Below are 25731 nucleotides of genomic sequence, written 5' to 3'. Positions count from 1 at the left end.
ACACAGCCGCACAGGAAAGGGTCGACGTGGACTCACTAGTCGTTATCATCTATCTCGCCGCCATGGTGGGATTCGGCATCTGGGGCCGATTCAAGGCGAAGAATCAGGACGATTTCCTCGTCGCTGGCCGCCGCCTCGGCGGCTGGCTGTACACGGGCACGATGTCCGCGGTCGTCCTCGGCGGGGCTTCGACGATCGGCGGGGTCGGGCTCGGCTACACCTCGGGGCTCTCGGGCATGTGGCTGGTCTTCAGCATCGGCCTGGGCATCATCGCGCTCTCGCTGCTGTTCGCCCCGAAGATCCAGAAGCTCGAGATCTACACGGTCTCGCAGATGCTCGAACTCCGGTACGGGAGGGGTTCACGGCTGGTGTCGGGAACGATCATGACCGCCTACGGCCTGATGATCTCGACGACCTCGACGGTCGCCTACGCCACGGTCTTCCACGCCCTGTTCGACCTCGACAAGATCTGGTCGGTCCTCATCGGCGGCGGCATCGTCATCCTCTACTCGATGCTCGGCGGCATGTGGTCGATCACGTTGACCGACTTCGTGCAGTTCATCATCCAGACCATCGGCATCTTCCTCATCATGCTCCCGATCGTGCTGACGAAGTCCGGAGGCGTGGGCGAGCTGTTCGCCTCCTTGCCGGAGTCGCACACCTCGCCGGTGGGCATCGGCTGGCAGGCGATCCTCGGCTACATCCTCATCTACACTCTCGGCCTCCTCATCGGCCAAGACATCTGGCAGCGCGTGTTCACCGCCCGCTCACCGGGTGTGGCCCGCTGGGGCGGGTTCTCCGCAGGCGTGTACTGCCTGCTCTACGCGGTGGCCGGTGCGCTCATCGGCATGGCGGCCACGAAGATCGTGCCCGGCATCGAGATCCAGGACGATGTCTTCGTCGCCGTCGTCGATGCGGCCATGTCGCCGCTGTTGGCAGGACTCGTGCTCGCCGCGGCGCTGGCGGCGATGATGTCGACGGCGTCGGGGTCGCTCATGGCGGCCTCGACTGTGTGCCGACAGGACATCGTCGAACCGGTGCTGGCACGCAAGGATGTCACTCCGGTCACGAACGCAGCCGACTCCGTCGAAGGCGGGAGTGCTGGCGACGCCGCCGGCAACGGCGCTGGTGACGGCGCCGGCAACGGCGCTGGTGACGGCGCCGGCAACGTCGGCGCTCAGTCGACGCTGATGAGGTCCCTGGTCCGGGAGACCGGTGACGAAATCAGGGATTCCCGCATCTACCTCATCGTGCTCGGCGTCATCACCCTCATCCTCGCGATGATCATGCCCAGCGTCGTCGAGGCGCTGACCGTGGCCTACAACCTGCTGGTGGCGGGACTGTTCATCCCCATCCTCGGCGGGCTGGTGTTCAGGCGCGGCACCATCGTCGGTGTGATGGCCGGCATGCTCCTCGGTGCCCTGACGACGATCGTCATCATGATCACGATGGGCATCTATGCGAATGAGGCGATCTACCTCGGACTCATCGCCTCGCTGCTCGGCTATGTCATCGGCTCTCTCGTCTCGAAGCCGACCTCGCCGGAGGTCATGGCCGAGTGGAAGGAGCGCCTGAGCCGGTAGGGGGCTGACTGGCGCAGGCGGCACGCGTCACCTATATTCGAAGGGTCAGGCCGGTGTCAGTGACGCAACCGGTTGCTGAGGACAAGCCGGCGCCCGAAAAAGGGGCGCGAAGCCGCGGAGACCGCGTGTGAGACATATATGGATCATCTCTTCCATATCTCACCGTTGAAAGGTCTGCCATGCCGCACACGTCCGCCCACGTCGCCCACACCCTCGCTCATCACATCGATGAAGTCTTCGGCCTCATGGGCAACGGCAACGCCTATTTCCTCGACGCCCTGCTGACCTCCACCTCGGCGAACTACACCGCGGTCCGCCACGAGGCCGGGGCCGTCGTCGCCGCTGATGCGCATTTCCGCACCTCGGGTCGCATCGCCGCCGCCACCACGACCTATGGTGCCGGGTTCACGAATACGCTCACGGCCCTCGCCGAGGCGGCCCAGGCGAAGGTTCCCCTCGTCCTCGTCGTCGGCGATGAACCGACATCGGGGCCCAGGCCGTGGGATGTCGACCAGATCGCCATGGCCTCGGCGGTCGGGGTGCGCACCTACACCGTGGGGCGGGTGGATGCGGCCGCGGCGACCGTGACCGCCATCGAACATGCCCTGACCTACCGGGTGCCCGTCGTGCTCGCGATACCCTACGATGTCGCGACTCTCGACATCGGTGAAATCCCGCAGGTGCCGGGCCCGGGTAGGCCCACTCCCCTGGCCCCGTCGAGCGAGTTCGCGCAGACGGCCCTTGATCGTCTGGCCGCTGAACTCGCCGAGGCGCAGCGCCCGTTCCTCCTCGCCGGTCGCGGGGCGTGGTTGGCGGGGGCCTCGGAGGAACTTGGGCGTCTCGCCAAGGCGACCGGGGCGTTGACAGCGACGACCGCACTGGGACGCAATGTGTTCCCCGACGCCGAGTACGACCTCGGCGTGGCCGGCGGGTTCGGGGCACCGGGTGCGATGGAGCGGATCCGGGAGGCCGATGTGGCCGTGGTCATCGGGGCTTCGCTCAATCAGTTCACGATGCGCTTCGGTGAGCTCTTCGCGCCGACGACCTCGGTGTGGCAGATCGATGTCGACGACCGGGCGACGAACGCCCGTGTGAGCGGTTTCGTCCGTGCCGATGCCCGGGTGGCGGCAGGTGAGTTGGCGGCACGGGTGGCTGTGCGGGTGGAGGCGTGCGGCTCAGGTTCCGGTCGGGCCGCCTCGGCGTGGCGGGAGAGCGTCGATACCGTCGCTGACCGCGCCTACGAGGTCGGCACGGAGTTCGCCGAGGATGGACGACTGGACCCGCGTGCAGCTGCGGCCCGCCTCGGCGAGCTTCTGCCCGAGGATCGTGTGGTCGTCTCCGACGGTGGACACTTCATCGCGTGGGCGAACATGTTCTGGGAGCCCGCCGCACCGGATCGTCTGGCCATGGTCGGCACGGCGTTCCAATCGATCGGCTTGGGCTGGCACAGTGTGGCCGGTGCCGCCCGGGCGAACCCCGATTCGACTGTCGTGCTCACCACCGGCGACGGAGGCGGAGCCATGGCCCTATCCGACCTGGACACGGCGATCCGCTCGGCCGGCGGGCGCGGCATCGCGGTCGTGTTCAACGACGCCGCCTATGGGGCCGAGGTCAACCTCTACGGTCTCAAGGGGCTGGACAAGTCACCCATGCTCATCGATGAGATCGACTTCGCGGCCTTGGGGACCGCGGCCGGTGGGCACGGAGTCGCGGTGCGGACGCTTGCGGACCTCGACGTCGTCGAGGAGTGGAAGGCGGCCCCGGTCGACGAGCGGAAGTTCCTCGTGCTCGACCTGCGGATCTCCGGCGCGGTCATCGCGCCCTATCAGGAGGAAGTCATCCGCGTGAACTCGTGAGCTTGGGAGTCGGCTGATCCGGTTGAGATCGACCGGCAGCCCCTCGAGATCAAGGTTGGGCAATTCTAGGGCAGATGCGGTTCCTCGGCATGAGAAAAGCCCCGCCTGCCCATATATTTACTGGGCAAGCGGGGCCTGATTGAACGTGGAGATGGCGGGAATCGAACCCGCGTCCGTCGGCAGATTGTCAGGACTTCTCCGGGCGCAGTTCGTGAACTAGTTTCTTAGGTTCTGGTCATCGCACGAACACGTAGACCAACGAACGGAGTTGAGTAAGAGTCCCTCAGATACCCCCAACATGTATCTGAAGCAGTGGCTCCCTAAGCGACGCCAGTATCTAGAGCGGAAGCAACTCTAGGCTGACGGATTCGCAGCTCGCGCTCTATCAGGCAGCGAGGGCGAAATCGGTGCGGTTGTTAGACTTAGCACCTATTGGTTTGCAGAGGACATTAACGAGATGACTCTGCATTCTCGGCCCGCTTCTCCCGACGCAGTGTCCAACGTCGAAACCGATCATCCCCATATTCTGTTACCAATCCTGTCCTGCTCTGGCCCCCGCGTTTCCGCGGGCTTCTCGGCTGGACAGGAACACCAGCATACTCGTAGAACGCGGGCTGGGCCAATCGTATTCCCGGCCCCGTTTGCGCGGCAGTGCGGCGACCGCAGAGTCCTCCTGAAGTCCTACAGGAACTGCTTGGACTTCATTGCGCGTTCGGCCTCGCGCTTGTCCTGCGCTTCGCGCAGAGCCTGACGCTTGTCCCACTCACGCTTACCGCGGGCCAAGGCGATCTCGACCTTGACCCGGGACCCGTCGAAGTAGAGCTCGAGCGGCACGAGTGTGCGCCCGGACTCCTTGACCTTCTGCGAGATCTTGAGGATCTCCTCGCGGTGGAGCAGCAGCTTCCGACGCCGGCGGGCGGTATGGTTCGTCCAGGTTCCCTGCATGTATTCGGGAATGTAGACGTTCTCCAACCAGGCCTCGTTCTGGAAGATGAGAGCGAACCCGTCGGTCAGCGAAGCCCTGCCCTCACGCAGCGACTTCACCTCGGTTCCGGTGAGCACGAGGCCGGCCTCCCACGTGTCTTCGATGTGATAGTCGTGGCGCGCCTTGCGGTTGCGTGCAATGATCTTCTTGCCAGTGTCCTTCGGCATATCCGGCCTCCTCTCTGCTCGTCATTCGGCCATCCTCCGCGTCCACGATCCGGCCCTCAGAGAACCAGAGACCGCGCGAACGCACAGACCCACAAGTTTAACGCACCCCGGCCATCCACGAAAGACGACAGCCGTGCACCCGCTCCCCCGCCTCGGCGAGCTCATCCCTCAGCTCCGCCCCTCACTGCTACCTGGCGGGGTTCCAGCAACGTGGCGCCAGGTTGCTGGGACCCCGCCAGGTAGTCGTCAGGAGATGTAGGGCATGGGGTTGACGTAGCCGCCGTTCTTCATGATCTCGAAGTGGAGGTGGCAGCCGGTCGAGGCGCCCGTGGTTCCGGAGACCGAGATGACGTCGCCCTTCTTCACCTTCTGACCGGCGTGGACCTTGACCTTCGTGTTGTGGTTGTATGTCGAGGCGATCGAGTCGCCCTTGATCTTGCCGTGGGAGATGACCACGCGGTTGCCGTAGCCTCCGGTCCAGCCGGCCCCGACGACGACCCCGTCGCCGGCGGCATGGATCGGGGTTCCGCAGGGCACACCGAAGTCGGTGCCGGAGTGCAGCTTCCTGGCCCCCGTGATCGGGTGGACGCGGTAGCCGAAGGGCGAGGTGATGGGGTAGCCCTTGGCCGGATTGGCCAGGACGCCGTCGCCGTAGGTGAAGTTGCCCTTCTTCTCCTGCTCCTTCTCCCATTCGCGGACCTTCTTGGCCAGGGCGTCCTGCTCGTCCTTCTCCTTGGCCAGCTGCTCCTCGGTCGAGGCCTTGTTGTCCGAGATCGTCTTCTCGGCCTCGTCCTTCGCCGAGATCAGGTTGTTGAGGTCGTCGGCCTTCTTCTTCGCATCGACCTGCGCGGCCTCCTTGGCCAGCACCGCCTCGGCGGCTTCGTCCTTGAGATCGGAGATCTCCTCGGTCACGCCCGAGAGCCGCTCCTCGTTGTTCTCGTTGACCGCGCGCTGATCCGAGAGCGTGTCGATCGTGCGCTGCTGGGACCGCACGGCCGAGTCGACCCGGCCGATTCCGCCGTCGGCGCTCGTGCCCTCGGCCATCTGCAGCAGCATCGCCAGGTCCGAGGTGATCCCGGAGTTCTGGTAGGCCTGCCGACCGATTCGGGCCGCTGAGGCCTTGTGCTTCTCGATCTCCTCGGCGCCTTCCTTGATCGAGTCCTTGAGGCTCGACTGGGCGTTCTCCGCCGAGGTCAGACGGGCGGCCATGTCGTCGTCCTTCTGGATCGCCTCGGACAGGGCGTCGTCGGCGGCCTTCGACTCCGCCTCGGCGTCGGGCAGCTTGTCCTGCGCCTCGTCGCGTTCGGCGATGACCCGGGCGAGCTCCTCGTCCAGTCCTTCAAACTCCTGCTGGAGCTCCTTGACGCGTTCGTCGACCTTGCCCTTGTCATCGCGAGGATCAGCCACCGCCGAGGTGACCGGCAGAACCAGCGCCAGCGCGGCCGCGGTGATGATCAGTCCCAGTCTGCGCTTCATCTCAGACCTTCGTGTACTTGTTCAGGGTGATCAGGGAGGAGGCACCGGCCATGATCACGCCGATGACGATGAGGATCGGGGCGACGATTAGCACATCGGCACCGGAGATGAGACTGAACCCGGTCGCCTGGCTCTGCAGCCACCCGCTGACGCCGAAGTGGACGAGGAGTCCCAGCGCCCCGGCCGACAGGGTCGCGCCGACGGCCGCGGCGATCACGCCTTCAAGCAGGAACGGGAGTTGGATGAAGGCGTTCGACGCTCCCACCAGGCGCATGATGCCGGTCTCCCGGCGTCTGGAGAACGCGGAGAGGCGGATCGTCGTGGCGATGAGCAACATCGCGCAGATGAGCATGATTCCGGCGATGGCGACGGCCACGACGGTGGCGATGTTGAGCACCCCGAAGAGCCGGTCGAGCAGCTGATTCTGGTCGACGACCTCCTCGACGCCCTGGGTGGAGGAGAAGGACTCCTTGATGATGTCGTACTTCTCGGCGTCCTTGAGCTTGACCCGGAAGGACTCGTTCATCTCGTCCTCGGGGACGGTGCCTTCGAGGCTCGTGCCCTTGAACTGGTCCTGGAAGTGCTCGTAGGCTTCGGCCTTGTCCTCGAAGTAGACCTCGTCGACATAGGGCGCGAGGTCGGAGCTTTCGAGCTCGGCCTTGATGTTCGCCTTCTGATCCTCGCTGGCCTCACCTTCGACGCAGTTCGTCGCCTCGGAGTCCGGCGGGCACAGGAACACGGAGACCTGCACGCGGTCGTACCAGTAATCCTTCATCTGCCCGACCTGCATCTGAAGCAAGATCGCGGCACCGACGAAGAGCAGTGACACGAAGGTCACGAGGATGACGGAGAGAACCATGGAGAAGTTCTTCTTACACCCCGAGAGGACCTCCGAGAGGACGAATCCGGCCCTCATGAGGCGACTCCGTAGGTGCCCTGTTCGACGTCGCGGACGATTGTTCCCTCGCGCAGTTCGATGACGCGTCTGCGCATCCGGTTGACGATCTCTCCGTCGTGGGTGGCCATGAGCACCGTGGTTCCGTTGCGGTTGATCTTCTCGAGCACGTTCATGATGTCCGCGCTGGTGGTGGGGTCGAGGTTGCCGGTGGGCTCATCGGCGAGCAGGATCCCCGGCTTGTTGACCACGGCGCGGGCGATCGCCACGCGCTGCTGCTCGCCGCCGGAGAGTTCGTTGGGGTACCGCTTCTCCTTGCCGGCCAGGCCGACGGTCTCGAGGACGTCGGGGACCAGGGTCGACATGGCCGCCCGTGACTTGCCGATGACCTGGAGGGCGAAGGCGACGTTGGCGAAGACGGTCTTGTTCGGCAGCAGCCGGAAGTCCTGGAACACCGTCCCGATGCCGCGCCGCAGGTAGGGGACCTTCCAGCTGGGCATCTTCACGACCGATTTCCCGGCGATGTGGATCCGTCCGGTCGTGGGCACCTCTTCACGCAGGATGAGGCGGATGACCGTGGACTTACCCGAGCCCGAGGCGCCGACGAGGAACACGAACTCCCCGCGATCAGCCTCGAACGTGATGTCGTCGAGTGCCTTGCGGGAGCGTGTGTCGTAGGACTTCGAAACGGAGTCGAATTTGATCAAGAGGGTCTTCAATCATGTCGCGGATGGCTCGGCCGCTTCCACTGTACGTAACAGTTCCGTGATGTTCGGGGAGGCGGCGTGGCGTGTGTTGCGATCTGATGAAGTTCACAGTCGCCGAGGTGGGGCTGAGGTTCGCGGCTGGGTCAGCCGGCGGCCTCTTCTTCGGCGTTCTCCTGCTGCTTGCGCCAGCGGATGCCGGCTTCGATGAGTCCGTCGAGGTCGCCGTCGAAGACCGCCGAGGGGTTGTTGACTTCGTAGCCGGTGCGCAGGTCCTTGACCATCTGGTAGGGGTGCGTGACGTAGGAGCGCATCTGATCGCCCCAGCTGGCCTTGATGTCGCCGGCCAGCTCCTTCTTCTGCGCGGCTTCCTCTTTGCGCTTGAGGTCGAGCAGGCGTGACTGGAGGACGCGCATCGCGGCCTCACGGTTCTGGATCTGCGACTTCTCGTTCTGCATGCTCACGACCACTCCGGTCGGAATGTGGGTGATGCGCACGGCCGAGTCGGTGGTGTTCACCGACTGTCCGCCCGGGCCCGAGGAGCGGTAGACGTCTATGCGCAGATCGTTCTCGTCGACCTCGACATGGTCGGTCGATTCGATGAGCGGGACGACCTCGACGGCGGCGAAGGAGGTCTGTCGGCGCCCCTGGTTGTCGAAGGGGCTGATCCGCACGAGGCGGTGAGTGCCGGCTTCGACGGACAGGGTTCCGTAGGCGTAGGGGGCGTTGACCTGGATCGTCGCGGACTTGATGCCCGCGCCTTCGGCGTAGGAGGTGTCGAGTTCCTGGACCTTGTAGCCACGGTTCTCCGCCCAGCGGACGTACATGCGCGTGAGCATCTGCGCCCAGTCCGTGGCGTCGTCGCCGCCGGCTCCGGAGCGCACGGTCACGACGGCGGAGCGCTCATCGTATTCGTGGTTGAGCAGGGTCGAGATCTCGAGTTCGGCGAGCTGTTCGCGCAGCTTCGCGATATCCCGCTCGGCCTCGGCCAGGGCGTCGGAGTCGCCTTCATCCTCGGACATCTCGATGAGGAGTTCGGAATCGTCAATGCGTTGGCCGAACTTCTCGAGCTTCTCCAGCGTTCCCTGTTTGTGCGAGAGCGTGGCCGAGGTCTTCTGCGCCGAATCCGGGTCGTCCCAGAATGTCGGTGAGGACGCTTCCTCCGTGAGCTCGGCGACCTCGTCACGCAGATTGTCCAGATCGGACACGTCGAGGATCGCTTTGTACGTCTGGCGGAGGTTGGCGATTTCAGCGGAGTAATCAGCGGCCATAATGATCCCAGCCTAGTGCATCCTCGGCAACGGCAACGACGATGGGCGCCGAGGCGGAGCAGTCCGCACGCCGAAAATGCAATCCGTAAAACCCGCAAACTACATCCATGTCAGTTGTTTTTATCAATTGAAAGTTATCCACAAATCACCGAAAACTGTAGAAAAATGAACCGACTACAGCTAGATTAAACGCAAATCACGCTGTCAGAACCGAATGTCGCTGTCTGTACTCCAGGGGTTCAATGTGGAAGCCGTCGAGGTGATCAAGACCGAGGTTCACAAGAGGATCAGAGACCTCGACGTGGACCCGCGCACCGATGTGCAGCGCTCCCGTGAGCTCATCCGCACGGTCATCGCCGAATACGACGACCGCAGCCTTGTCGCCGATCTTCCGCCTCTGGAGGACAAGGAGGCGACATTCCGTACGATCGACAATCAGCTCTCCGGGTTCGGGGCTCTGCAGGACTATTTCGACGATCCCCGAGTCGAGGAGATCTGGGTCAACAGTCCCAGTGAGGTCTTCATCGCCCTCGACGGCGTCCACCAGCTGACGACGACGAAGCTGACCGCCGGCGAACTCGATGACCTCATCGAACGGATGCTGCGCACCTCCGGCCGCCGGGTCGATCTCTCCCAACCCTTCGTCGACGCGATCCTGCCCGACGGTTCGCGTCTGCACGTGGTCCTTCCCGACATCACCCGAGCCCACCCTGCGGTGAATATCCGCAAGTTCATCCAGCGTCCGCGCAAACTGGCGAACCTCGTCGACCAAGGCTCGCTGACCCCAGCCGCCGCGGAGTTCCTCGACGCGGCCGTGGCCAGCGGTGCGAACATCCTCATCTCCGGAGCCACACAGGCAGGCAAGACCACGATGCTCAACGCCCTGGCCGGATCCATTCCCGCCCGGGAACGCATCATCTCCTGTGAAGAGGTCTTCGAACTCAACCTCCCCAGCCGGGACTGGGTGCCCATGCAATGCCGTCAACCCTCCCTCGAGGGCACCGGCGAGGTCAGCCTGCGCGCCCTGGTCAAGGAGGCGCTGCGGATGCGACCGACGCGCATCATCGTCGGCGAGGTCCGTGAGGCCGAGAGCCTCGACCTGCTCGTGGCCTTGAATTCGGGACTGCCGGGGATGGGCACCCTGCATGCGAACTCGGCACGGGCGGCGATCACGAAGATCTGCACCCTGCCGCTGCTCGCCGGGGCGAACATCTCCTCCTCATTCGTCGTGCCGACCGTCGCCGTCAGCCTCGACCTCGTCGTCCACCTGCGGCGCGAATCCTCCGGTGTCCGACGCGTCTCCGAGATCTGCGCGGTCCCCGGCGGAGTCGAAGGCGATGTCGTCGAACTCGACACGATCTTCCATTCGCCGCACGGACAGCTGGTGCGCGGTCAGGGCTTCGGCCACCTCGGCGAGCGCTTCTCTGCCATCGGTCGAGATCTGCACACGATTCTGGAAGCGGCATGAGCAGGGACCCGGCATGAGCTATTCGCAGTCGAGCCTGCTCATCGCCGCCTGCTTCGGTGCGGGGCTGTTCCTCATCTGGATGTCGCTGTGGCAGCGCCGACCTGGGACCCGGGTGCAGGGGCGGTGGGTTCGCGAACTCGACGATATGCTCACCGGTGCCGGGTTCCCGCGGATGCACCCCGGCCATCTCATTGTCCTCTCGACCGTGGTCTTCGCCCTCGTCGCCGTCGTCGGAACCGTCCTCACCGGCTCCTGGGCGATCGGTCTGTGCTTCGGCCTCTTCGGCTCCTGGCTGCCTCACCGCTACCTTCAGCATCGGGCCCGCAGCAAGCAGGTGATGAGACGCGAACTCTGGCCCGAGACCCTCGATCATCTCAACTCCGGGGTGCGGGCGGGGCTCTCTCTGCCCGAGGCCCTGGGGTCCTTGGCTCACCGCGGTCCCGAACCGCTGCGTCCGCTCTTCGAGGTCTTCGCCGAGGAGTACCGGGCCAGTGGTTCCTTCGCCCTCGCCCTCGAACGGTTCCGGCAGGTCAGCGCCGACCCCGTGGCCGACCGCATCGTCGTGGCGCTGAGCGTGACCCGGCAGGTCGGCGGCAGCGATCTGGGCACGATGCTGCGGGCGCTGGCTCAGTTCGTCCGCGACGACGCCCGGACCCGCAATGAGCTCTCGGCTCGCCAGCAGTGGACCGTCAACGGCGCCCGGCTGGCGGTCGCGGCCCCCTGGGTGGTGCTCGCCTTCCTCTCCACCCGCCCGGAGACGGCCGTCGCCTACAACTCGCAGACCGGACTGATCCTCTTGGCTGCGGGCTTCATCGTCTCCCTCGTCGCGTACCAGGCGATGAAGAGGATCGGGAGGCTGCCGAGCGAACCTCGTGTCATCGAGGGATCCTCGCTGGTCTCCATCCACCACCGGGCCGAGGAGAATCGGGGCTTCGGCCTCGACGGGAGTGCGGGGCACGGGGCCGAGGCCGCATGAGTGTGCTGACCGATCCGCTCACCATCATCCTGCTGGGACTCTTCAACGGCTTCGCCCTCTGCGTGCTCGTCCTCTCCCTGCCTCCGCTGCGCAGACCGAGTCTGTCCTCGCGGATCGCCCCCTACCTGCGGGATCAGGAATCCCTCATCGACATCTATGCGCCTCCGACCCCACGCTCGGAAGGGGCGTGGGGTCTGCTCAGGTCGATGGCGGTATCTGCGGCACTGTGGGTGACCTCCCGCATCACCACGGATGCCACATTGAGCCTGCGGATCAACCGCCTCGGCGGGAATGCTTCGATCGAACGCTTCCGGATCAACCAGGTGCTGAGCATCCTCGTCGGGATGATCGCCGCCGGACTCGTGGCCGGACTGCTCTCGGCACAGCGCGGCTTCTCCCCCATCGTCACGGGCATCCTCATCGTCTCCGGCGGCATCGCCGGCCACATCATCAACGACTGGCGGCTGAGCCAGGCCATCAACCGCCACGAATCACGCGTGCTGGCCGAATTCCCGACAGTCGCGGAACTCCTTGCACTCTCGATCACCGCTGGTGAGGGGATCGTCGAAGCCCTCGAACGTGTGTGCCGAACCTGCTCGGGCGACCTCGTCGACGAACTCCGCACGGCGCTGGCGGCGACCCGCACCGGAACACCGCTCGTCGAGGCTCTCGATGGCATGGCGACCCGCATCGCCATCCCCGAGATCGTCCAATTCGTCGACGGCCTGGCCGTGTCGATGACCCGCGGCACTCCCCTGGCCGAAGTCCTCCGTGCCCAGGCCGCTGATGTTCGTGAACAGTCACGCCGGCGCCTGCTCGAGCTCTCCGGGAAGAAAGAGATCGGCATGTTGATTCCGGTCGTCGTCTTCGTCCTACCTGTGACCGTCATCTTCGCCGTCTTCCCGTCCCTGACCGTGCTCGACCTCGGACCGTGATGATCATCTTCGTTCGAGCCGAGCCAGCCCGGGACTCACCGAGAACCGCCCATCGGATGCGGCGACCGCCGCCATCCCAGAAGGAGACACCATGTTGACCGATCTCTACGCCCGCCTCATGGCGTTCATCGCCGGTGTCGGCGCCGCCGACCCGAAACGCCGAGGCGATGGCCCCGATGACACGGACGTACCCGACCGCGGGGACGTCCCCGGGTGGGTGCTCATTACGCTGATGACGGCCGGGTTGGTCGTCGCCCTGTGGGCACTGGCCGGCGAGGCCTTCACCTCGATGTTCCAGGACGCTATGAACAAGGTCAGGGGCGCCGGGTGAGTCGACGCCGGTGGCAGTCCTCCCGTCCAGAGACGGAGGACGCGGATTCGGGATCCGCGATCGCCGAATTCGCACTCATCGCCTCCCTGCTCGCGCTCGTCCTCGCCGGAGCGCTGCAGATCGGCCTGGTCATCCACGTGCGCAACACCGTCATCGACTCCGCCATCGCCGGTGCCCGGCAGGCCAGTCTGGCCGATCAGAGTCCCCGCGACGGACAGCGACTGGCCTCCGATCTCATCCGGGTCTCCGTGGGCGAGCGCTATGCCGATAAGGTGACCGTGACGATGTCACGGCGAGGGCAGGTCGAGATCGTCGAGGTGCGGGTGACCACCCCGCTGCCCGTGATCGGACTGTGGGGCCCCGCCGAGGTGTGGGAGCTGCGCGGTCGGTCGATCGTCGAGGACATCGACCGTGACTGAGCGTTCCGAAAAAGCAGGGCGCTCGGAGGAAGGCGCGCGTTCGGAGGTGGACGCGAGCGCCGCTGAGCCTGCGGCAGCGGCTGAGGAAGACGCGCCCGATTCGGGGACCGCCGTCATCGAGTTCATCTTCGCCTCCATCGTGCTCCTCATCCCCGTCGTCTACCTCATGCTCGCCATCTCCCAGCTGCAGGCGGCCAGCTACGCCACGACTTCGACGGCCATCTCGGCGTCCCGCATCGCCGCCCGAGATGCCGATCCCTCAGAACGTCGTGCCCATGAAGTCGCGACGATGCATTTCAGCGACTTCGGGCTCAAGGATGTGCCCATCAGCATCGCCTACTCATGTGCCGGACCCTGTGAACGCGCCGGATCCCTGGTCACCGCACGGGTGGAGACGAAGGTGTCTCTGCCCGGCTTCCCGCTGCTCTTCGGAGCCAATCGCTCCCCGCACATCACCCTCCGTGCCAGCCACTCCGATGTCGTCGCCACCACCGGAGAAGGCTGATATGGCAGGCGAGACTGCGGCTGACATGACAGGAGTGGCTGAGGCAGCGCGCGAGACAACAGCTCCGGCCCAACCGAGCGGGGGCGCAGACGGCGGCTCGATCACTCCGCTGGCGATCGGGTTCGTCGTCATCGCCCTGCTGCTCGCGTTCCTCATCGCCGCGCTCACGGACCTGCACATGGCCAGGCGGGAACTCCAGAGCGTCGCCGATTCCGCGGCCCTGGCCGCCTCCGATTCCTTCGAACCGGCGCCCGGGGACGAACCCGGACTCGTGTTCTCACCGCCTGCTGCCAAACGTGCCGCCGGCCGCTATGTGGCCGCGGTGCCCACCCCTCGCGGCATGCAGGATCTGCGACTGAGTGCCGATGCCGACGGTGAGCATTCTGTCGTCATCCGACTCCGCGCCGGCTACTCGCCACCGCTGCTCTCGGCCTTCGTACCCGAGCTCATCGGCCTCAACGCCACCGCCTACGCCAGAGGATCCCTCCGCATCTCCTGACCGGACGGGACATCTGCAGGACAGGCCTCCGGTCGGCCGAACCGCCTGCCGGGCAGATCCAGCCTCCTTGACCGACTGCTCCGACTCCAACGTCGTTTCCTGTGGAAGACTCTGCCACTCGCCCATTGCAGGCTTGTGGATACAGATGCGGTTTCCACAGGCCCGAACCCGGGCCTTGCGACACCGCCGAGTCCCCAGCACCCTGGGGATCATGAAGACTCTCGGGCTCGTCCATCGCATCGATGCGAACGCGAACATCCGCAGCGCCGTGCTCGAGGCCGACTCCGAACAACGCGTGCTCGATGTGCTCCGTGCCGTCTTCGGCCCCGTCCTCACTGCCTCCGACCTCCTCGACGGCAACCGGTTCCCGGCCGACGGCCCGTCCCCGGAGACGATCGCGCTCACCATCAGCTGGGGACGCTGGCACTCGCTCAACCCCGTCACGACGGTGGGCGCCCGCTTCCTCCACCGCGGCCGCTCCTCGACCTCGGTGTCCGTGCTGGCCGGGCCCGATGCCGGATTCACCCTCAACGTCGACCCGCGGTCGACCTCACTGAGCCGTGTCGCCCATCCGTCGAGTCTGACCATCCTCGACCCGTGCATCCCGCGGAGGCCGAGCCGGCTCGAACTCGATCCCTCCCATGGCAGCGCCTTCGCGAGAATGGGAGCGACGATCCTCGCGCCGGCCTCCGACACCATGGCACCCCTTCGCACTTCACGGACAGCCGCCTCGGTGATCCGTGCCCCTCCCCACCGCACCACGGATTCGGACCACATGGCGCCCGATGCGGTGGACGATCCGCATCCGGCCCGACCGCCGCAGTGGTGGACCTTCCTCATCCCCATAGGCATCGGCATCGCCCTCGCCGTGCTCACGGGAATGTGGTGGTTCCTCCTCTTCAGCGCCTCCGCCCCGCTGTCGGGCTACGTCGCCTACGCGATGGAGAAGAAGCGCTTCGCCCGCGAATCGCGCCAGTGCGAGATCGACCGAGCTGCTGCCCTCGAACGCGCGCGAAACCGACTGACGGCGGTCATCGCCGATCACACGCGCACGGTGCGCTCCGGGACCGGTCTCTGTCTGGGATTCGGATCGGTCCTCTCCGACATCACCATCAGCGAGGAGCTTCGCCCGTACGCCGATCACCGGGACGGGACCGTCATCCTCGATCAGGTGCCGATTCGCATCGACCCGCTGACCACCTCGGTGGCGGTGACCGGTGAGTCCGAACAGCTGCGGCACATGGCACTGGCCTGGCTGAGCGAGCCCGGCGTCGATTGGGACCCGTCGGCCGCCCTGCTCACACTCCCCGAACTGCAGGGGACACGTTTTGTGAGCTCGGCAGCGGAGGACTCAGCAACTGCTTTCCTTGGTTCGGCGGCCGAACAACGGGTGCGCCTGCGCCTGTGCGACGGCGAAGGTCGGGAGACGGATCTCTCCGCCCGACCCGACGACCGGGTGAGCCTGCAGCTCGAGGCACCCGCGGCCGACTCGGCGATCTCCCTGCGTCTGGGTGGCCTCGCCCAGGCCCGCACCACCGCGTCCTCGGCACCGAACGGACCGGTCCCCGGTGAGGCACTCGTGGCCACTCTCATGCCGCCGGGCAGATTCATCACCCTCGAGCACGGGCACGCGAGCCAGACCGAGGAACGGTGGCCCAGCCACGGCCTCGGCGATCTCTGCGATCACTCGCCGGAGGCCATCGCGGCACGGTGGCGCCAGACGCACACGGGGCCGGTGATGATCGGCCGTGGGGAGACAGGGACCGTCGGCATCGATCTGTTCGGCGACGGACCCCATGCCCTCGTCGCGGGCACGACGGGCAGCGGCAAATCCCTGCTGCTCCAGACCTGGCTGTTGGCGATGGCTCTGGCACACCCGCCTCGGCGATTGCGGTTCGTGCTCATCGATTTCAAGGGCGGGGCGACCTTCTCCCCTTTGGAGGATCTGCCGCACACCGACAGCGTCCTCAACGATTTCGACTCTGCGGCGGCGTTCCGCGCCCTGGTCTCGGTGCGCGCCGAGATCACCCGGCGGGAGCGTCTCCTCGCCGATCACGGCTGCTCCGATGTGCTCGAATCGACCGATCCACCGCCGCGGCTGGTCGTCGTCATCGACGAGTTCCATGCCCTCATGGCCACTCATCCCAAGGCCGCTGAGCTGCTGGAGCATCTCACCGCACTCGGACGCTCCCTCGGGGTCCACCTCATCCTCGCCACGCAGCGCCCCCTGGGGGTCGTGACCGGACATATGAAGGCGAACATCAACATTCGCGTGTGCCTGCGGGTGCGGGATGAAACCGATTCCTATGACGTGATCGGCGTCGCCGCCGCGGCTCATCTGCCGCCGGACACTCCCGGGGCGGCCTGCCTCGACTCGGGGTCGGAGGTCTGCAGGTTCCGGGTCGCCGTGCCGATCGCCGATGCCTCCGCCGCCGAGGTGGTCCACCGTCCCCGGCTGCGACCCTGGGTTCCCGGGCAGGGTCTTCCCGCGGGCAGCGGGGTCAACGGGATCCGCTCCGAGGACATCATCACCGCCGCCCGGGCAGAGTCGACGACGTCCCCTGCACGGACGGTGGTGCTGCCGAGCCTGCCGCGGCTGGCCGATCTCGAACGCGGGGTCAGAACCGAAGACGATCCCGACATCCGCACTACCGCAACCGGGATCATCGACATCCCTTCCCGCCAGCGTCAGAGCGTGTGGACCTATACCCCGGAGATCGACGGATCGACCATCGTCATCGGCCACGCAACCGAGCATGTGTCGTCCGTCCTGGTCAGACTTGCCGAGGCTGCTGCGAGGACGCATCGGATCGTCGCACTGGGACGCATCGCCTCGGCGCTCGAGTGGGCGGAGGTCCGATCCGGGATGGAGACCGGGTGGCGGCTGCAGACCGTGCTCGACCACCTGGGACGCACACGTGTTCCCACGGTCGTGGTATGCGGCAACTGGGGTGAGTTCGTCGATTCTCTCGACCACCACTGGGCTGATCAGGCCGAACGCCTGCTCAAGCACTCCTCGAGCCTGGGGCTGACTTTCCTAGTGGCCGGGTGTCGAACCTCCGCAGCCACGTCCGCAGGCTTTTCCACGCAGCTGATCTTCCCGCCGAGTGCCGGCGGCGACGGACTCAGCGTCGGACTCTCCAGGCAGCGCTTCGTCGGAGACTGGCCGGACTGGCGGGCCGTGATCGTCGGGCCGAGCAGCAGCCTCGCCGGCCGCGACGGTGCCGATGTCCAGCTGCTTCCCGCCGAGTTCGACGAGACGGGAGGACCGGCACACGGACAGGACCAGCGGCGGGGGTTCGAACCGCGGTGGCGCGGATTCGATCGTCCGCCGGAGAGGGTGGACGAGTCGGTGCCGCGTGGGACGGGGATCCCGCTCGGGGTCGATGCCTTCGGGGAGATCGTCTGCTGGGATCCGGTCCGGGAAGGACCCGTGCTCACCGTCCGCGGTTCGCCGCAGAGCGGGAAGAGCACGCTCACCCGCAGGCTCGAAGACGCAGGCCTGCCCGTCCTCGTCCATGATGATGCGCATCTGGAGTCGAGCCCGGAGGAGTTCGACCTGCTCGACGGCGGGACCCACGTCGTGACGATGCCCGTGCGCTTCACACCCGGCTACGCATCATCCTTGGCGAAAGCCCAGAACATGGGCCCGCTGCTCCTCCTCGGCTCCCACAGTCGGCAGGACCTCACCGCCTTGGGGATCCTCCGCCTGGCTCCCCTCGAGGGGCAGCCCGGCCGCGGGTGGCTCGTCATGGAGCAGCGGGCTCGTGTGGTGCGGCTGTTTCCTACCGACACCGAGCCTGTTCTGCCCGGCGGACGCCGCGGGGAGGCCGCCCCGCCGCTCAGCTCACGGTCCTGAACCGGGCGCTCCAGCACCCGGCCTTGGACCCGCCGCTCAGCTCACATCCGCAGGAGGTCCCGCCAGTGTCTCGTAGCGATACATCTCGCTGGCCTGTCCGTTCTCGAGAAGTCGGTCCGCCAAGGCCGAGACGACGGGCATGCCGCTCGTGACCTCGAGGACGACATCGGCATCGACGGAGAGTCTGGCCAGGAGCAGTTCGGCATCGGCGACGGCGGCCGCGAACTCTTCGTCCGTGGCATCGTCGCGGTCCTCGCGGGTCTCGAACATCGACCCGAGGATGAGTTCGGTGGGCGGTTCCTCATCGACCTGGTCGACGACCGCAGTCCCGGAACCGGACTGACCGGCACCCTGTTCGCCGCCGGCCTGCCCGGCAATCGCCGCCATTCCCGCGGTCTCATCGGCCTCACGCGCATAGGACACGGCGAAAGCGCTGAGCCCACCCGCCTCGGCGGTCCCGGCCTCTCCGTTCAACAGGGCGGCCCCGTGGGCGCCCGCGGCTTCGGAGAGGAACGCACTGCTCACCTGCCCGATCGTCAGCGGACCGGCCGCATCGTCCCGGTTCACGGCCTGGTACCAGGCGAGGAACGCCTTCGTCAGCTTGACCGATCCGGTGGCGACGATCTCGAGATCTTCGGCACGGCCCCCACCGGAGGGCGGCAGCGCACCGGCAGCGACCTTGATCACCCGGGTCGTCGTCAGCGGGGAGAAGCCGAGCGCCTCGGCGAAACCCGCACCGGAGCTGCCGGCCTGGACGCGGGCTCGCAGGTCAAGGCCTTCGAGGGCGGTGCCCTGCGTTTCGGCACACACGGCGTCGAAGAGCTCCCGGCCCTGACCGCGGCCCTGCTCTTCGGCGGCGACCTCGACGTGGACCCACGCCCGGTAGGGGTGGAGCGGGGATTCGGCGATCGCGGCGGCTCCGACGGGAACTCCGGGAACCACCTCGGCGATCACGGAGCGCAGCAGCGGGGCGTCCGAGGACGGATGGAAGAGGGAACGGGCCATGTGCGCGGCGGGAGTGTCGGCGTCGGCGAACACCTCGTTCAAGCGCAGATCGTCGCCATCGCTCAGCTCTCGAATCGGCATGGGTTTCGCTCCTTGGAGGGGTCGGAACTTGATAATCTTGGCGTCATGACTGACTTAAGCGATCCTACCGCCGCCGCGAGCGCCGCGGCCACGACCATCAACCAGGCGGCCGGAATCGATGCGCATGACATTGCTCTCGTCCTCGGTTCGGGATGGGGCGGAGCGGCCGACCTCCTCGGCGAGACGATCAGCGAAGTCCCGGCCTCCGAAGTTCCCGGCTTCCACGCCCCAGCCGTCGCAGGCCACGGGGCGACGCTGCGCACGATCCGGATCGAAGCCAACGGCAAGCACGCCCTGGTGCTCGGCTCGCGCACCCACTACTACGAAGGCAAGGGCGTGCGCGCCGTCGCCCACGGTGTGCGCACCGCCGCTGCCGCCGGCTGCTCGAGCCTCGTGCTCACCAACGGCTGCGGCGGCCTCAACCGCAATTGGGCGGCCGGCACACCGGTGCTCATCTCCGACCACATCAACCTCACCGGCACCTCCCCCATCGAGGGCGCGAACTTCGTCGACCTCACCGACCTCTACTCGCCGCGGATGCGGGCGATTGCCAAGGAGATCGACCCGACTCTCGACGAAGGCGTCTACGCGCAGTTCCGCGGACCCCACTACGAAACCCCCGCCGAGGTCCGTATGGCGGGCATCCTCGGCGCGGATCTCGTGGGAATGTCGACGACGCTCGAGGCGATCGCGGCCCGTCAGGCAGGCATGGAACTTATGGGCATCTCCCTGGTCACGAACCTTGCCGCCGGCATCCAGGAGACCCCGCTCTCCCACGCCGAGGTCATCGAGGCCGGGGTCGCTGCGGCCCCACGAATCTCGCAGCTGCTCGCCGACATCATCGCGAAGCTCTGAAGGAGGCAGCCATGACCCGTGTAGCCGATCGCTTCACCGCAGGATTCGACGCCGAGGTGGTGCGCGCCTGGATCGCCGATGACCCCGACGAACAGACCGCCACGACCCTGGAGAACATCCTCGCCGCAGCCGAATCTGGGGACGAGGCGGCCATCGCCGATCTCGAGGATCGGTTCGCAGGCCCCCTCGTCTTCGGCACCGCCGGCCTGCGCGGGGAGATCGCGGCCGGGCCGAACCGGATGAACCGCGCCGTGGTCATCCGCGCCGCGGCCGGTCTTTCGGCGTTCCTGTCCGAGACCGTCGGGCCCGGCTTCACCGTCGTCATCGGCTGCGATGCCCGGTACAAGTCCTCCGAGTTCGCGCGCGATACGGCCGCGGTCGTCACCGCCGCCGGCGGCACAGCGATCCAGCTGCCCGACCAGCTGCCCACTCCACTGCTCGCCTTCGCCCTGTCCAACCTCGGCGCCGATGCCGGGGTGATGGTCACCGCCAGCCACAACCCGCCGGCCGACAACGGCTACAAGGTCTACCTCGGTCAGCGTCCGCTGCAGGCCATCGAATCCGATCCCGACGCCGCCCTCGCCGGTGCCGGAGCGCAGATCGTAGCCCCCGCCGATGCGCTCATCGCCGAGCAGATCGCCGCGGTCAAGTCCGTGGCCTCGGTGCCGCGTGCCGAAGACGGGTGGGAGCACCTCGATGGCTCGATCGTCGAGGAGTATCTCTCCCGCATCGATTCCCTGGGAGTTCAGGCGAGTGCGGACCTGCCAATCGTGCTCACGTCTCTGCACGGCGTGGGTGCGGGCGTCGCCGAGGCGGCCCTGAAGCGGACCGGTTTCACGAACCTCCATCCGGTGGCCTCCCAGCAGGCCGCTGACCCGGATTTCCCGACCGTGACCTTCCCGAACCCCGAGGAGGCCGGCGCACTCGACGAGTCCTATGCCCTCGCCCGGGAGGTCGGTGCCGAACTCATCATCGCCAACGACCCGGATGCGGACCGGTTCTCCGCAGCGATCCCCGATGAGACCGCGGCCACCGGGTTCCGGCAGCTGTCCGGCGACGAGGTGGGGCTCCTCCTCGGCGAGGACATCGCCGCGCGATTAGCTGAAAGCGGGCCGAACGGAGCAGTGTTCGCGAACTCGATCGTGTCCTCTCGCGGGCTGGGTGCCGCGGCCGCCGCCCATGGCTTCGACTTCCGCAATACGCTCACGGGCTTCAAGTGGATCTCCCGTGTGCCCGGACTCGTCTTCGGCTACGAAGAGGCCCTCGGGTACTGCGTCGATCCGGGTGCGGTGCGCGACAAGGACGGGATCTCTGCGGCGGTGACCTTTGCCGCCTTGGCCTCGCGGCTCAAGGAATCGGGATCGAGCATCGATGCCGAGCTCGACCGGATCCGCACCCGTGACGGGTACTACGCGACCGCGCCTCTGAGCTTCCGCCTCGAGGACGTCTCGCTCATTGCGGCGGCGATGACGAAGCTGCGGGAGAATCCTCCGCGCACATTGGCCGGCTCCCCCGTCATCGAGGTCCATGACCTCTCGGCCGGGTATGACGGGCTGCCCGCCACCGACGGGATCCTACTGCTTTCCGAGGCGAATTCGCGGGTGATCGTGCGCCCCTCGGGAACCGAGCCGAAGCTCAAGTGCTACCTTGAGGTCGTCACCGACCCCGAGGGACTCGCGGCCGCTGCCGAAGCCGACAGCCGCGCGGTCCGCGCGGCGGGACTGCGGGTCACCACAGCCTCGGCGAGCGCCTCACTCAAACCCGCCCTGGGCGAACGCCTCAACTCGATCAGCACAGAACTCAAGACCTTTTTCGGCCTCTGACACCCCACTACTACCTGACGGGGGCCCAGCTACCTTGCGCAAGGTTGCTGGGCCCCCGTCAGGTAGCAGTGGAGGGGCGGGGTGGGGTCAGGCGTCGAGGGCGCCGAGGATCGCTGCGGAGCCGGAGAGACCCAGTCGGGAGGCGCCGGCGGCGATCATCTCTTCGGCGGCCTCGAGGGTGCGGATTCCGCCGGAGGCCTTGACGCCGAGGCGGTCCCCGACGGTTTCCCGCATGAGGGAGACCGCGTGGGCGCTGGCACCGCCGGCGGGGTGGAACCCGGTGGAAGTCTTGACGAATCCGGCGCCGGCGGTCTCGGCGCGACGGCAGACCTCGACGATCTGCTCATCGCTGAGTGCGGCCGACTCGATGATGACTTTGACCAGGGCGTCCCCGCTGGCCTCGACGACGCCGCGGATGTCGGCCTCGACGGCGTCGAAGTCACCGGCGATGGCCTGCCCGATGTTGATGACCATGTCGACCTCGGCGGTGCCGTCGGCAACGGCGCGCTGTGCCTCGGCGGCCTTGATCTCGGGCTTGACCTGACCGCTCGGGAACCCGACGACGGTGGCCACGACGAGCTCGCCCGGATCGGTGATCGGCAGCATCGACGGCGACACACAGATCGCCAGCACCCCGAGTTCCTTAGCCTCCGCCACGAGGGCGTCGACGTCGGCCAGCGTGGCCTCGGGCTTGAGCAGGGTGTGGTCGATGATGGCGGCGACGTCGGATCGGCTGGTCATGGTGTCCTCCGGTGTGGGTGGTGCTGCGATTGGTGCTGTCGTGACTGGTGGTTGTGTCGTGACGAGTGGTGCTGTGGTTGTCTGCGAGAGTTGTCTGCGAATTCAGTGTCTCAGGTGATCTTCTCGAACACGATCGACTCGGGCACTCCGCTGGCGTCTCCGCCGATCACGACCGCGCCCTCGAGGGATTCGAGTGCCCTGGGGAAGCGTTCGGGTGTCGCGGTGTGCAGGGTCATGAGCGGCTGCCCCGCGGTGACGGTGTCTCCCGGCTTGGCATGGAGTTCGATCCCGGCCACGTCCTGCACCGGGTCTTCTTTGCGCGCTCGACCGGCACCGAGCCGCCACGAGGCGACCCCGACGGACAGGGCCTCGAGCTTCGTGACGACCCCGGATTCGGCGGCCGTGACGACCTCGGTGTGCTCGGCCACCGGCAGGGCGGCATCGGGATCGCCGTGCTGGGCGCGGATCATACGCTTCCACACGTCCATGGCACGTCCGTCGCTCAGCGCCGCACGGACGTCGACGTCGGTCCTGCCCGCCAAACGCAGCATCTCCTCGGCGAGTGCCACCGTAAGATCGACGACGTCGGAGGGCCCGCCGCCGGCGAGGACCTCGACGGATTCCCGGACCTCGAGGGCGTTGCCGACGGTCAGACCCAGCGGCGTGGACATATCGGTGAGCAGGGCCGAGGTCTTGACCCCGGCGGCCTTACCGAGGTCGACCATGGTCCGGGCCAGCTGCTGGGCCTTGGGCAGGTCCTTCATGAACGCCCCGGATCCGACCTTGACGTCGAGGACGAGCCCTTCGGTGCCTTCGGCGATCTTCTTCGACATGATCGAGGAGGCGATGAGCGGAATGCAGTCAACCGTCGAGGTGGTGTCGCGCAGCGCGTAGAGCTTCTTGTCCGCCGGGGCCAGTCCGGATCCGGCGGCGCAGATGACCGCACCGAGGTCGTCGAGCTGACCGAGGATCGCCTCGTTGCTCAGTCCCGCCTGCCAGCCCGAGATGGATTCGAGCTTGTCGAGCGTGCCTCCCGTATGACCGAGCCCCCGACCGGAGAGCTGGGGCACGGCAACATCGAAGACCGCGACGAGAGGCGCCAGCGGCAGGGTGATCTTGTCCCCGACTCCCCCGGTCGAATGCTTGTCCGAGGTCGGCCGGGACAGAGAGGAGAAGTCCATGCGCTCACCCGAGGCGATCATCGCCTGCGTCCAGTCAGCGATCTCGGCCGGTTCCATGTCATTGATGAAGATCGCCATGGCCAGGGCGGCCATCTGCTCATCGGCGACGACACCGCGGGTGTAGGCGTCGATCACCCAATCGATCTGATCCTTGCTCAGTGCACGTCCGTCGCGTTTGGTCGCGATGACGTCCACGGCGTCGAATGCCTCTACGGTCACGGTGTCAGTCCTTCGTTCTCGATCTCGGCCCGGAACCTGCCGCGGGACTGCAGGTCCACCTCGGCGATCCTCGGTTCAATGCGATCCTCGGTTCAGTGCTTCCCAGCGTGCTGGTCCTGCGCATGGGCGCGCAGGTGGTCAGGTCCGAAGGCCTCGGGCAGCACGACGGAGAGCGGAGAGCGGCCGCTGGGCATGTTGAGCACCAGGTCGTTGCCGCCGTGTTCGAACAGCAGCTGCCGGCAGCGTCCGCAGGGGACGAGGGTGCTGCCGTTGCCGTCGACGCAGTCGAAGGCGACGAGGCGGCCGCCGCCGGACATGAACAAGTCCGTGACCAGAGAGCACTCGGCGCAGAGGGTGACCCCGAAGGAGGCATTCTCGATATTGCAGCCGCTGACGATACGTCCGTCATCGACGAGGGCCGCTGCGCCAACCGGATACGAGGAATAGGGCACGTAGGCCCTCGTCATGACTAGCGCTGCTTCATCTCGCAGCAACGCCCACGTGCCCTCGCTCAACTCATCGACCGAGACGGGGGCGGGCTCTTCGCTCCACACTTGTTCGGAGGCTTCGACATCTGCAGAAGTCACGAGGGTACCTCTCTGTGTTCGTGAACTATTTGACGTAGGGGACGCCTTCGGCCGCGGGCGGACGGACACGTCCGACGAACCCGGCGACGGCGAAGACCGTCACGATGTAGGGCAGCATCAGCAGCAGCTCGTTGGCCACCGGGGTGCCGATGGACTGGAGCGTGTTGCCGAGGCTCTTGGAGAACCCGAACAGCAGTGCCGCGAGCAGCGCGCCCTTCGGGTTCCACTTGCCGAGGATCATCGCGGCTAGGGCGATATAGCCCTGCCCGGCCGACATCTCCTTGCCGAAGGCCAGCCCCGATCCGACGGTGAAGAACGCACCGCCGAGTCCGGCGATGGCTCCGGCCATGAGCGTGTTGCGCACGCGGGTGAAGTTGACCTTGATGCCCACGGTGTCCGCGGCCTTCGGGTGTTCGCCGACGGCCCGCATCCGCAGTCCCCACTTCGACCGGAAGACGAAGATCTGCAGGGCGATGACGACGACGTACATGATGTAGACGAGAATGTTCTGGTCGAAGAGCACCCGGCCGAGGATGGGGATGTCTGAGAGCAGCGGAATCGGCAGATTCGGCAGCTTCTGACGGGCGTTCCACAGCTCGGGGTTCTCGGTCAGCACCGTCGAGTAGAGGAAGCTCGTGAGGCCGACGACGAGGACGTTGAGGACGACGCCGATGATGATCTGGTTGACCCAGTACTTCACCGCGAAGAAGGTGAGCACCACGGCCACGAGGGCACCGGCGATCGGGGCGGCGAGAAGTCCCGCATAGGGATTCTTGACCACCGAGGCGACCACCGCGGCGAGGAAGGCCCCGGCGAGCAGCTGGCCTTCGATGGCGATGTTGATGATGCCCGAGCGTTCGCCGACGAGCCCGCACATGGCACCGAAGATCAGCGGCACGGACAGCGCCAGGGCACCGGCGAGCAGCGTCGTCAGCGGGATCACGCCGCCGCTCCCGCCGCCGGCCCAGGCGAGGAAGGAGACGACGAAGACGATGCCGAAGAGCATCGGGAACCACGAGCCGATGCTCCGGCGATTGACCGCCAGGTAGATCGAGAACGCCGCCATGGCGACGAGGATGATCGAGAGCACGAGGCCGGCGGCCTGGGCGGGCACGACGATCTCGGGGATGGCGAAGAAGTCGCCGCTGGTCGCGATCCGGAAGGTCGTCTCCCCCTCGCGGCCGATGATGCCGAAGAAGATGAGGGAGACGAGGCCTAGTATCGTATAGACGATCGGGAACTTCCACGCGATCGGGGTCAGCGACTTCGCCTGCGCAGCAGGTGTTGCTTCAACGGTCTGAGCGGTCATC

General features: G+C 66.6%; 22 protein-coding genes and 1 other RNA gene. 12 read left to right on the top strand and 11 right to left on the bottom strand.

What is annotated here, in order from left to right; all coding sequences use genetic code 11:
• Positions 1-26 precede the first annotated feature (26 nt).
• Positions 27-1583 (top strand): sodium:solute symporter, encoded by a 1557-nt coding sequence (locus ACH82I_RS16095; protein WP_413334074.1) that lies wholly within the window; start codon positions 27-29, stop codon positions 1581-1583.
• A 179-nt stretch (positions 1584-1762) separates the two neighbouring features.
• Positions 1763-3439, top strand: coding sequence for a thiamine pyrophosphate-binding protein (locus ACH82I_RS16090; RefSeq protein WP_413334072.1), 1677 nt, complete (start codon positions 1763-1765; stop codon positions 3437-3439).
• Between the two features lie 143 nt (positions 3440-3582).
• On the opposite strand, the gene ssrA is transcribed toward ACH82I_RS16090, so the two are convergent.
• The 6 genes from ssrA to prfB form a co-directional block, all read right to left on the bottom strand.
• Positions 3583-3960, bottom strand: a transfer-messenger RNA (tmRNA) gene (gene ssrA, locus ACH82I_RS16085).
• 160 nt (positions 3961-4120) lie between these two features.
• Positions 4121-4591 carry an SsrA-binding protein SmpB gene (gene smpB / locus ACH82I_RS16080; protein WP_413334070.1) on the bottom strand — a complete coding sequence of 157 codons (471 nt, stop codon included), beginning with the start codon at positions 4589-4591 and terminating at the stop codon, positions 4121-4123.
• Positions 4592-4837: 246 nt separating this feature from the next.
• Positions 4838-6067, bottom strand: a complete 1230-nt coding sequence (locus ACH82I_RS16075) for a peptidoglycan DD-metalloendopeptidase family protein (protein WP_413334068.1) — start codon at positions 6065-6067, stop codon at positions 4838-4840.
• Position 6068: 1 nt separating this feature from the next.
• Positions 6069-6983 carry a permease-like cell division protein FtsX gene (ftsX, locus tag ACH82I_RS16070; RefSeq protein WP_413334066.1) on the bottom strand — a complete coding sequence of 305 codons (915 nt, stop codon included), beginning with the start codon at positions 6981-6983 and terminating at the stop codon, positions 6069-6071.
• Positions 6980-7669, bottom strand: a complete 690-nt coding sequence (ftsE, locus tag ACH82I_RS16065) for a cell division ATP-binding protein FtsE (RefSeq protein ID WP_413334064.1) — start codon at positions 7667-7669, stop codon at positions 6980-6982. Before ftsE ends, ftsX begins: the two co-directional genes overlap by 4 nt.
• A 143-nt stretch (positions 7670-7812) precedes the next feature.
• The gene (gene prfB / locus ACH82I_RS16060) at positions 7813-8937 is read right to left on the bottom strand and encodes a peptide chain release factor 2 (protein WP_413334062.1); all 1125 of its coding nucleotides are present in this window, start codon (positions 8935-8937) and stop codon (positions 7813-7815) included.
• A 244-nt stretch (positions 8938-9181) separates the two neighbouring features.
• Here prfB and ACH82I_RS16055 point away from each other — a divergent pair, with 244 nt between their 5' ends.
• The 8 genes from ACH82I_RS16055 (at position 9182) to ACH82I_RS16020 (ending at position 17929) form a co-directional block, all read left to right on the top strand.
• Positions 9182-10405: a CpaF family protein gene (locus tag ACH82I_RS16055; protein ID WP_413336774.1), complete on the top strand. Its 1224-nt coding sequence runs from the start codon at positions 9182-9184 to the stop codon at positions 10403-10405.
• A gap of 13 nt (positions 10406-10418) precedes the next feature.
• Positions 10419-11381, top strand: a complete 963-nt coding sequence (locus tag ACH82I_RS16050) for a type II secretion system F family protein (RefSeq protein WP_413334060.1) — start codon at positions 10419-10421, stop codon at positions 11379-11381.
• Positions 11378-12316 carry a type II secretion system F family protein gene (locus tag ACH82I_RS16045; RefSeq protein ID WP_413334058.1) on the top strand — a complete coding sequence of 313 codons (939 nt, stop codon included), beginning with the start codon at positions 11378-11380 and terminating at the stop codon, positions 12314-12316. Before ACH82I_RS16050 ends, ACH82I_RS16045 begins: the two co-directional genes overlap by 4 nt.
• A gap of 91 nt (positions 12317-12407) precedes the next feature.
• Entirely contained in the window at positions 12408-12647 is a 240-nt protein-coding gene (locus ACH82I_RS16040) for a hypothetical protein (protein ID WP_413334057.1), read from the top strand.
• The gene (locus tag ACH82I_RS16035) at positions 12644-13066 is read left to right on the top strand and encodes a TadE/TadG family type IV pilus assembly protein (protein WP_413334055.1); all 423 of its coding nucleotides are present in this window, start codon (positions 12644-12646) and stop codon (positions 13064-13066) included. The genes ACH82I_RS16040 and ACH82I_RS16035 overlap by 4 nt, the downstream gene beginning before the upstream one ends.
• Positions 13059-13571 carry a hypothetical protein gene (locus ACH82I_RS16030; RefSeq protein ID WP_413334053.1) on the top strand — a complete coding sequence of 171 codons (513 nt, stop codon included), beginning with the start codon at positions 13059-13061 and terminating at the stop codon, positions 13569-13571. Before ACH82I_RS16035 ends, ACH82I_RS16030 begins: the two co-directional genes overlap by 8 nt.
• Before the next feature lie 34 nt (positions 13572-13605).
• A complete protein-coding gene (locus ACH82I_RS16025) occupies positions 13606-14070 on the top strand; it encodes a pilus assembly protein TadG-related protein (protein ID WP_413334052.1) in 465 nt (154 codons plus the stop codon).
• Positions 14071-14281: 211 nt separating this feature from the next.
• Positions 14282-17929, top strand: a complete 3648-nt coding sequence (locus ACH82I_RS16020; RefSeq protein ID WP_413334050.1) for an FtsK/SpoIIIE domain-containing protein — start codon at positions 14282-14284, stop codon at positions 17927-17929.
• 36 nt (positions 17930-17965) lie between these two features.
• Here ACH82I_RS16020 and ACH82I_RS16015 read toward each other — a convergent pair whose 3' ends face one another.
• Positions 17966-19015: a GNAT family N-acetyltransferase gene (locus ACH82I_RS16015; protein WP_413334049.1), complete on the bottom strand. Its 1050-nt coding sequence runs from the start codon at positions 19013-19015 to the stop codon at positions 17966-17968.
• Positions 19016-19060: 45 nt separating this feature from the next.
• Here ACH82I_RS16015 and ACH82I_RS16010 point away from each other — a divergent pair, with 45 nt between their 5' ends.
• Both ACH82I_RS16010 and ACH82I_RS16005 read left to right on the top strand, forming a co-directional pair.
• On the top strand, positions 19061-19870 hold the full coding sequence (locus ACH82I_RS16010; protein ID WP_413334047.1) for a purine-nucleoside phosphorylase: 810 nt from the start codon (positions 19061-19063) through the stop codon (positions 19868-19870).
• An 11-nt stretch (positions 19871-19881) separates the two neighbouring features.
• Positions 19882-21693 (top strand): phospho-sugar mutase, encoded by a 1812-nt coding sequence (locus ACH82I_RS16005; RefSeq protein ID WP_413334045.1) that lies wholly within the window; start codon positions 19882-19884, stop codon positions 21691-21693.
• Positions 21694-21780: 87 nt separating this feature from the next.
• Here the strand turns inward: ACH82I_RS16005 and deoC are convergent, their stop codons facing one another.
• The 4 genes from deoC to ACH82I_RS15985 all read right to left on the bottom strand — a co-directional run bounded on the left by deoC (position 21781) and on the right by ACH82I_RS15985 (position 25730).
• Complete coding sequence (deoC, locus tag ACH82I_RS16000) at positions 21781-22434, bottom strand: deoxyribose-phosphate aldolase (protein WP_413334043.1); 654 nt, start codon at positions 22432-22434, stop codon at positions 21781-21783.
• Positions 22435-22544: 110 nt separating this feature from the next.
• Positions 22545-23834: a thymidine phosphorylase gene (locus ACH82I_RS15995; RefSeq protein WP_413334041.1), complete on the bottom strand. Its 1290-nt coding sequence runs from the start codon at positions 23832-23834 to the stop codon at positions 22545-22547.
• Between the two features lie 92 nt (positions 23835-23926).
• On the bottom strand, positions 23927-24388 hold the full coding sequence (locus ACH82I_RS15990) for a cytidine deaminase (RefSeq protein WP_413336773.1): 462 nt from the start codon (positions 24386-24388) through the stop codon (positions 23927-23929).
• Between the two features lie 58 nt (positions 24389-24446).
• Positions 24447-25730 carry an ABC transporter permease gene (locus ACH82I_RS15985; protein ID WP_413334040.1) on the bottom strand — a complete coding sequence of 428 codons (1284 nt, stop codon included), beginning with the start codon at positions 25728-25730 and terminating at the stop codon, positions 24447-24449.
• Position 25731: the final 1 nt, after the last annotated feature.

Source organism: Brevibacterium sp. GP-SGM9 (genome assembly GCF_047300845.1).
Lineage (GTDB): Bacteria > Actinomycetota > Actinomycetes > Actinomycetales > Brevibacteriaceae > Brevibacterium.
Note: the sequence above shows the minus strand (reverse complement) of the source record. Positions and strands in the feature narration are given on the sequence as shown.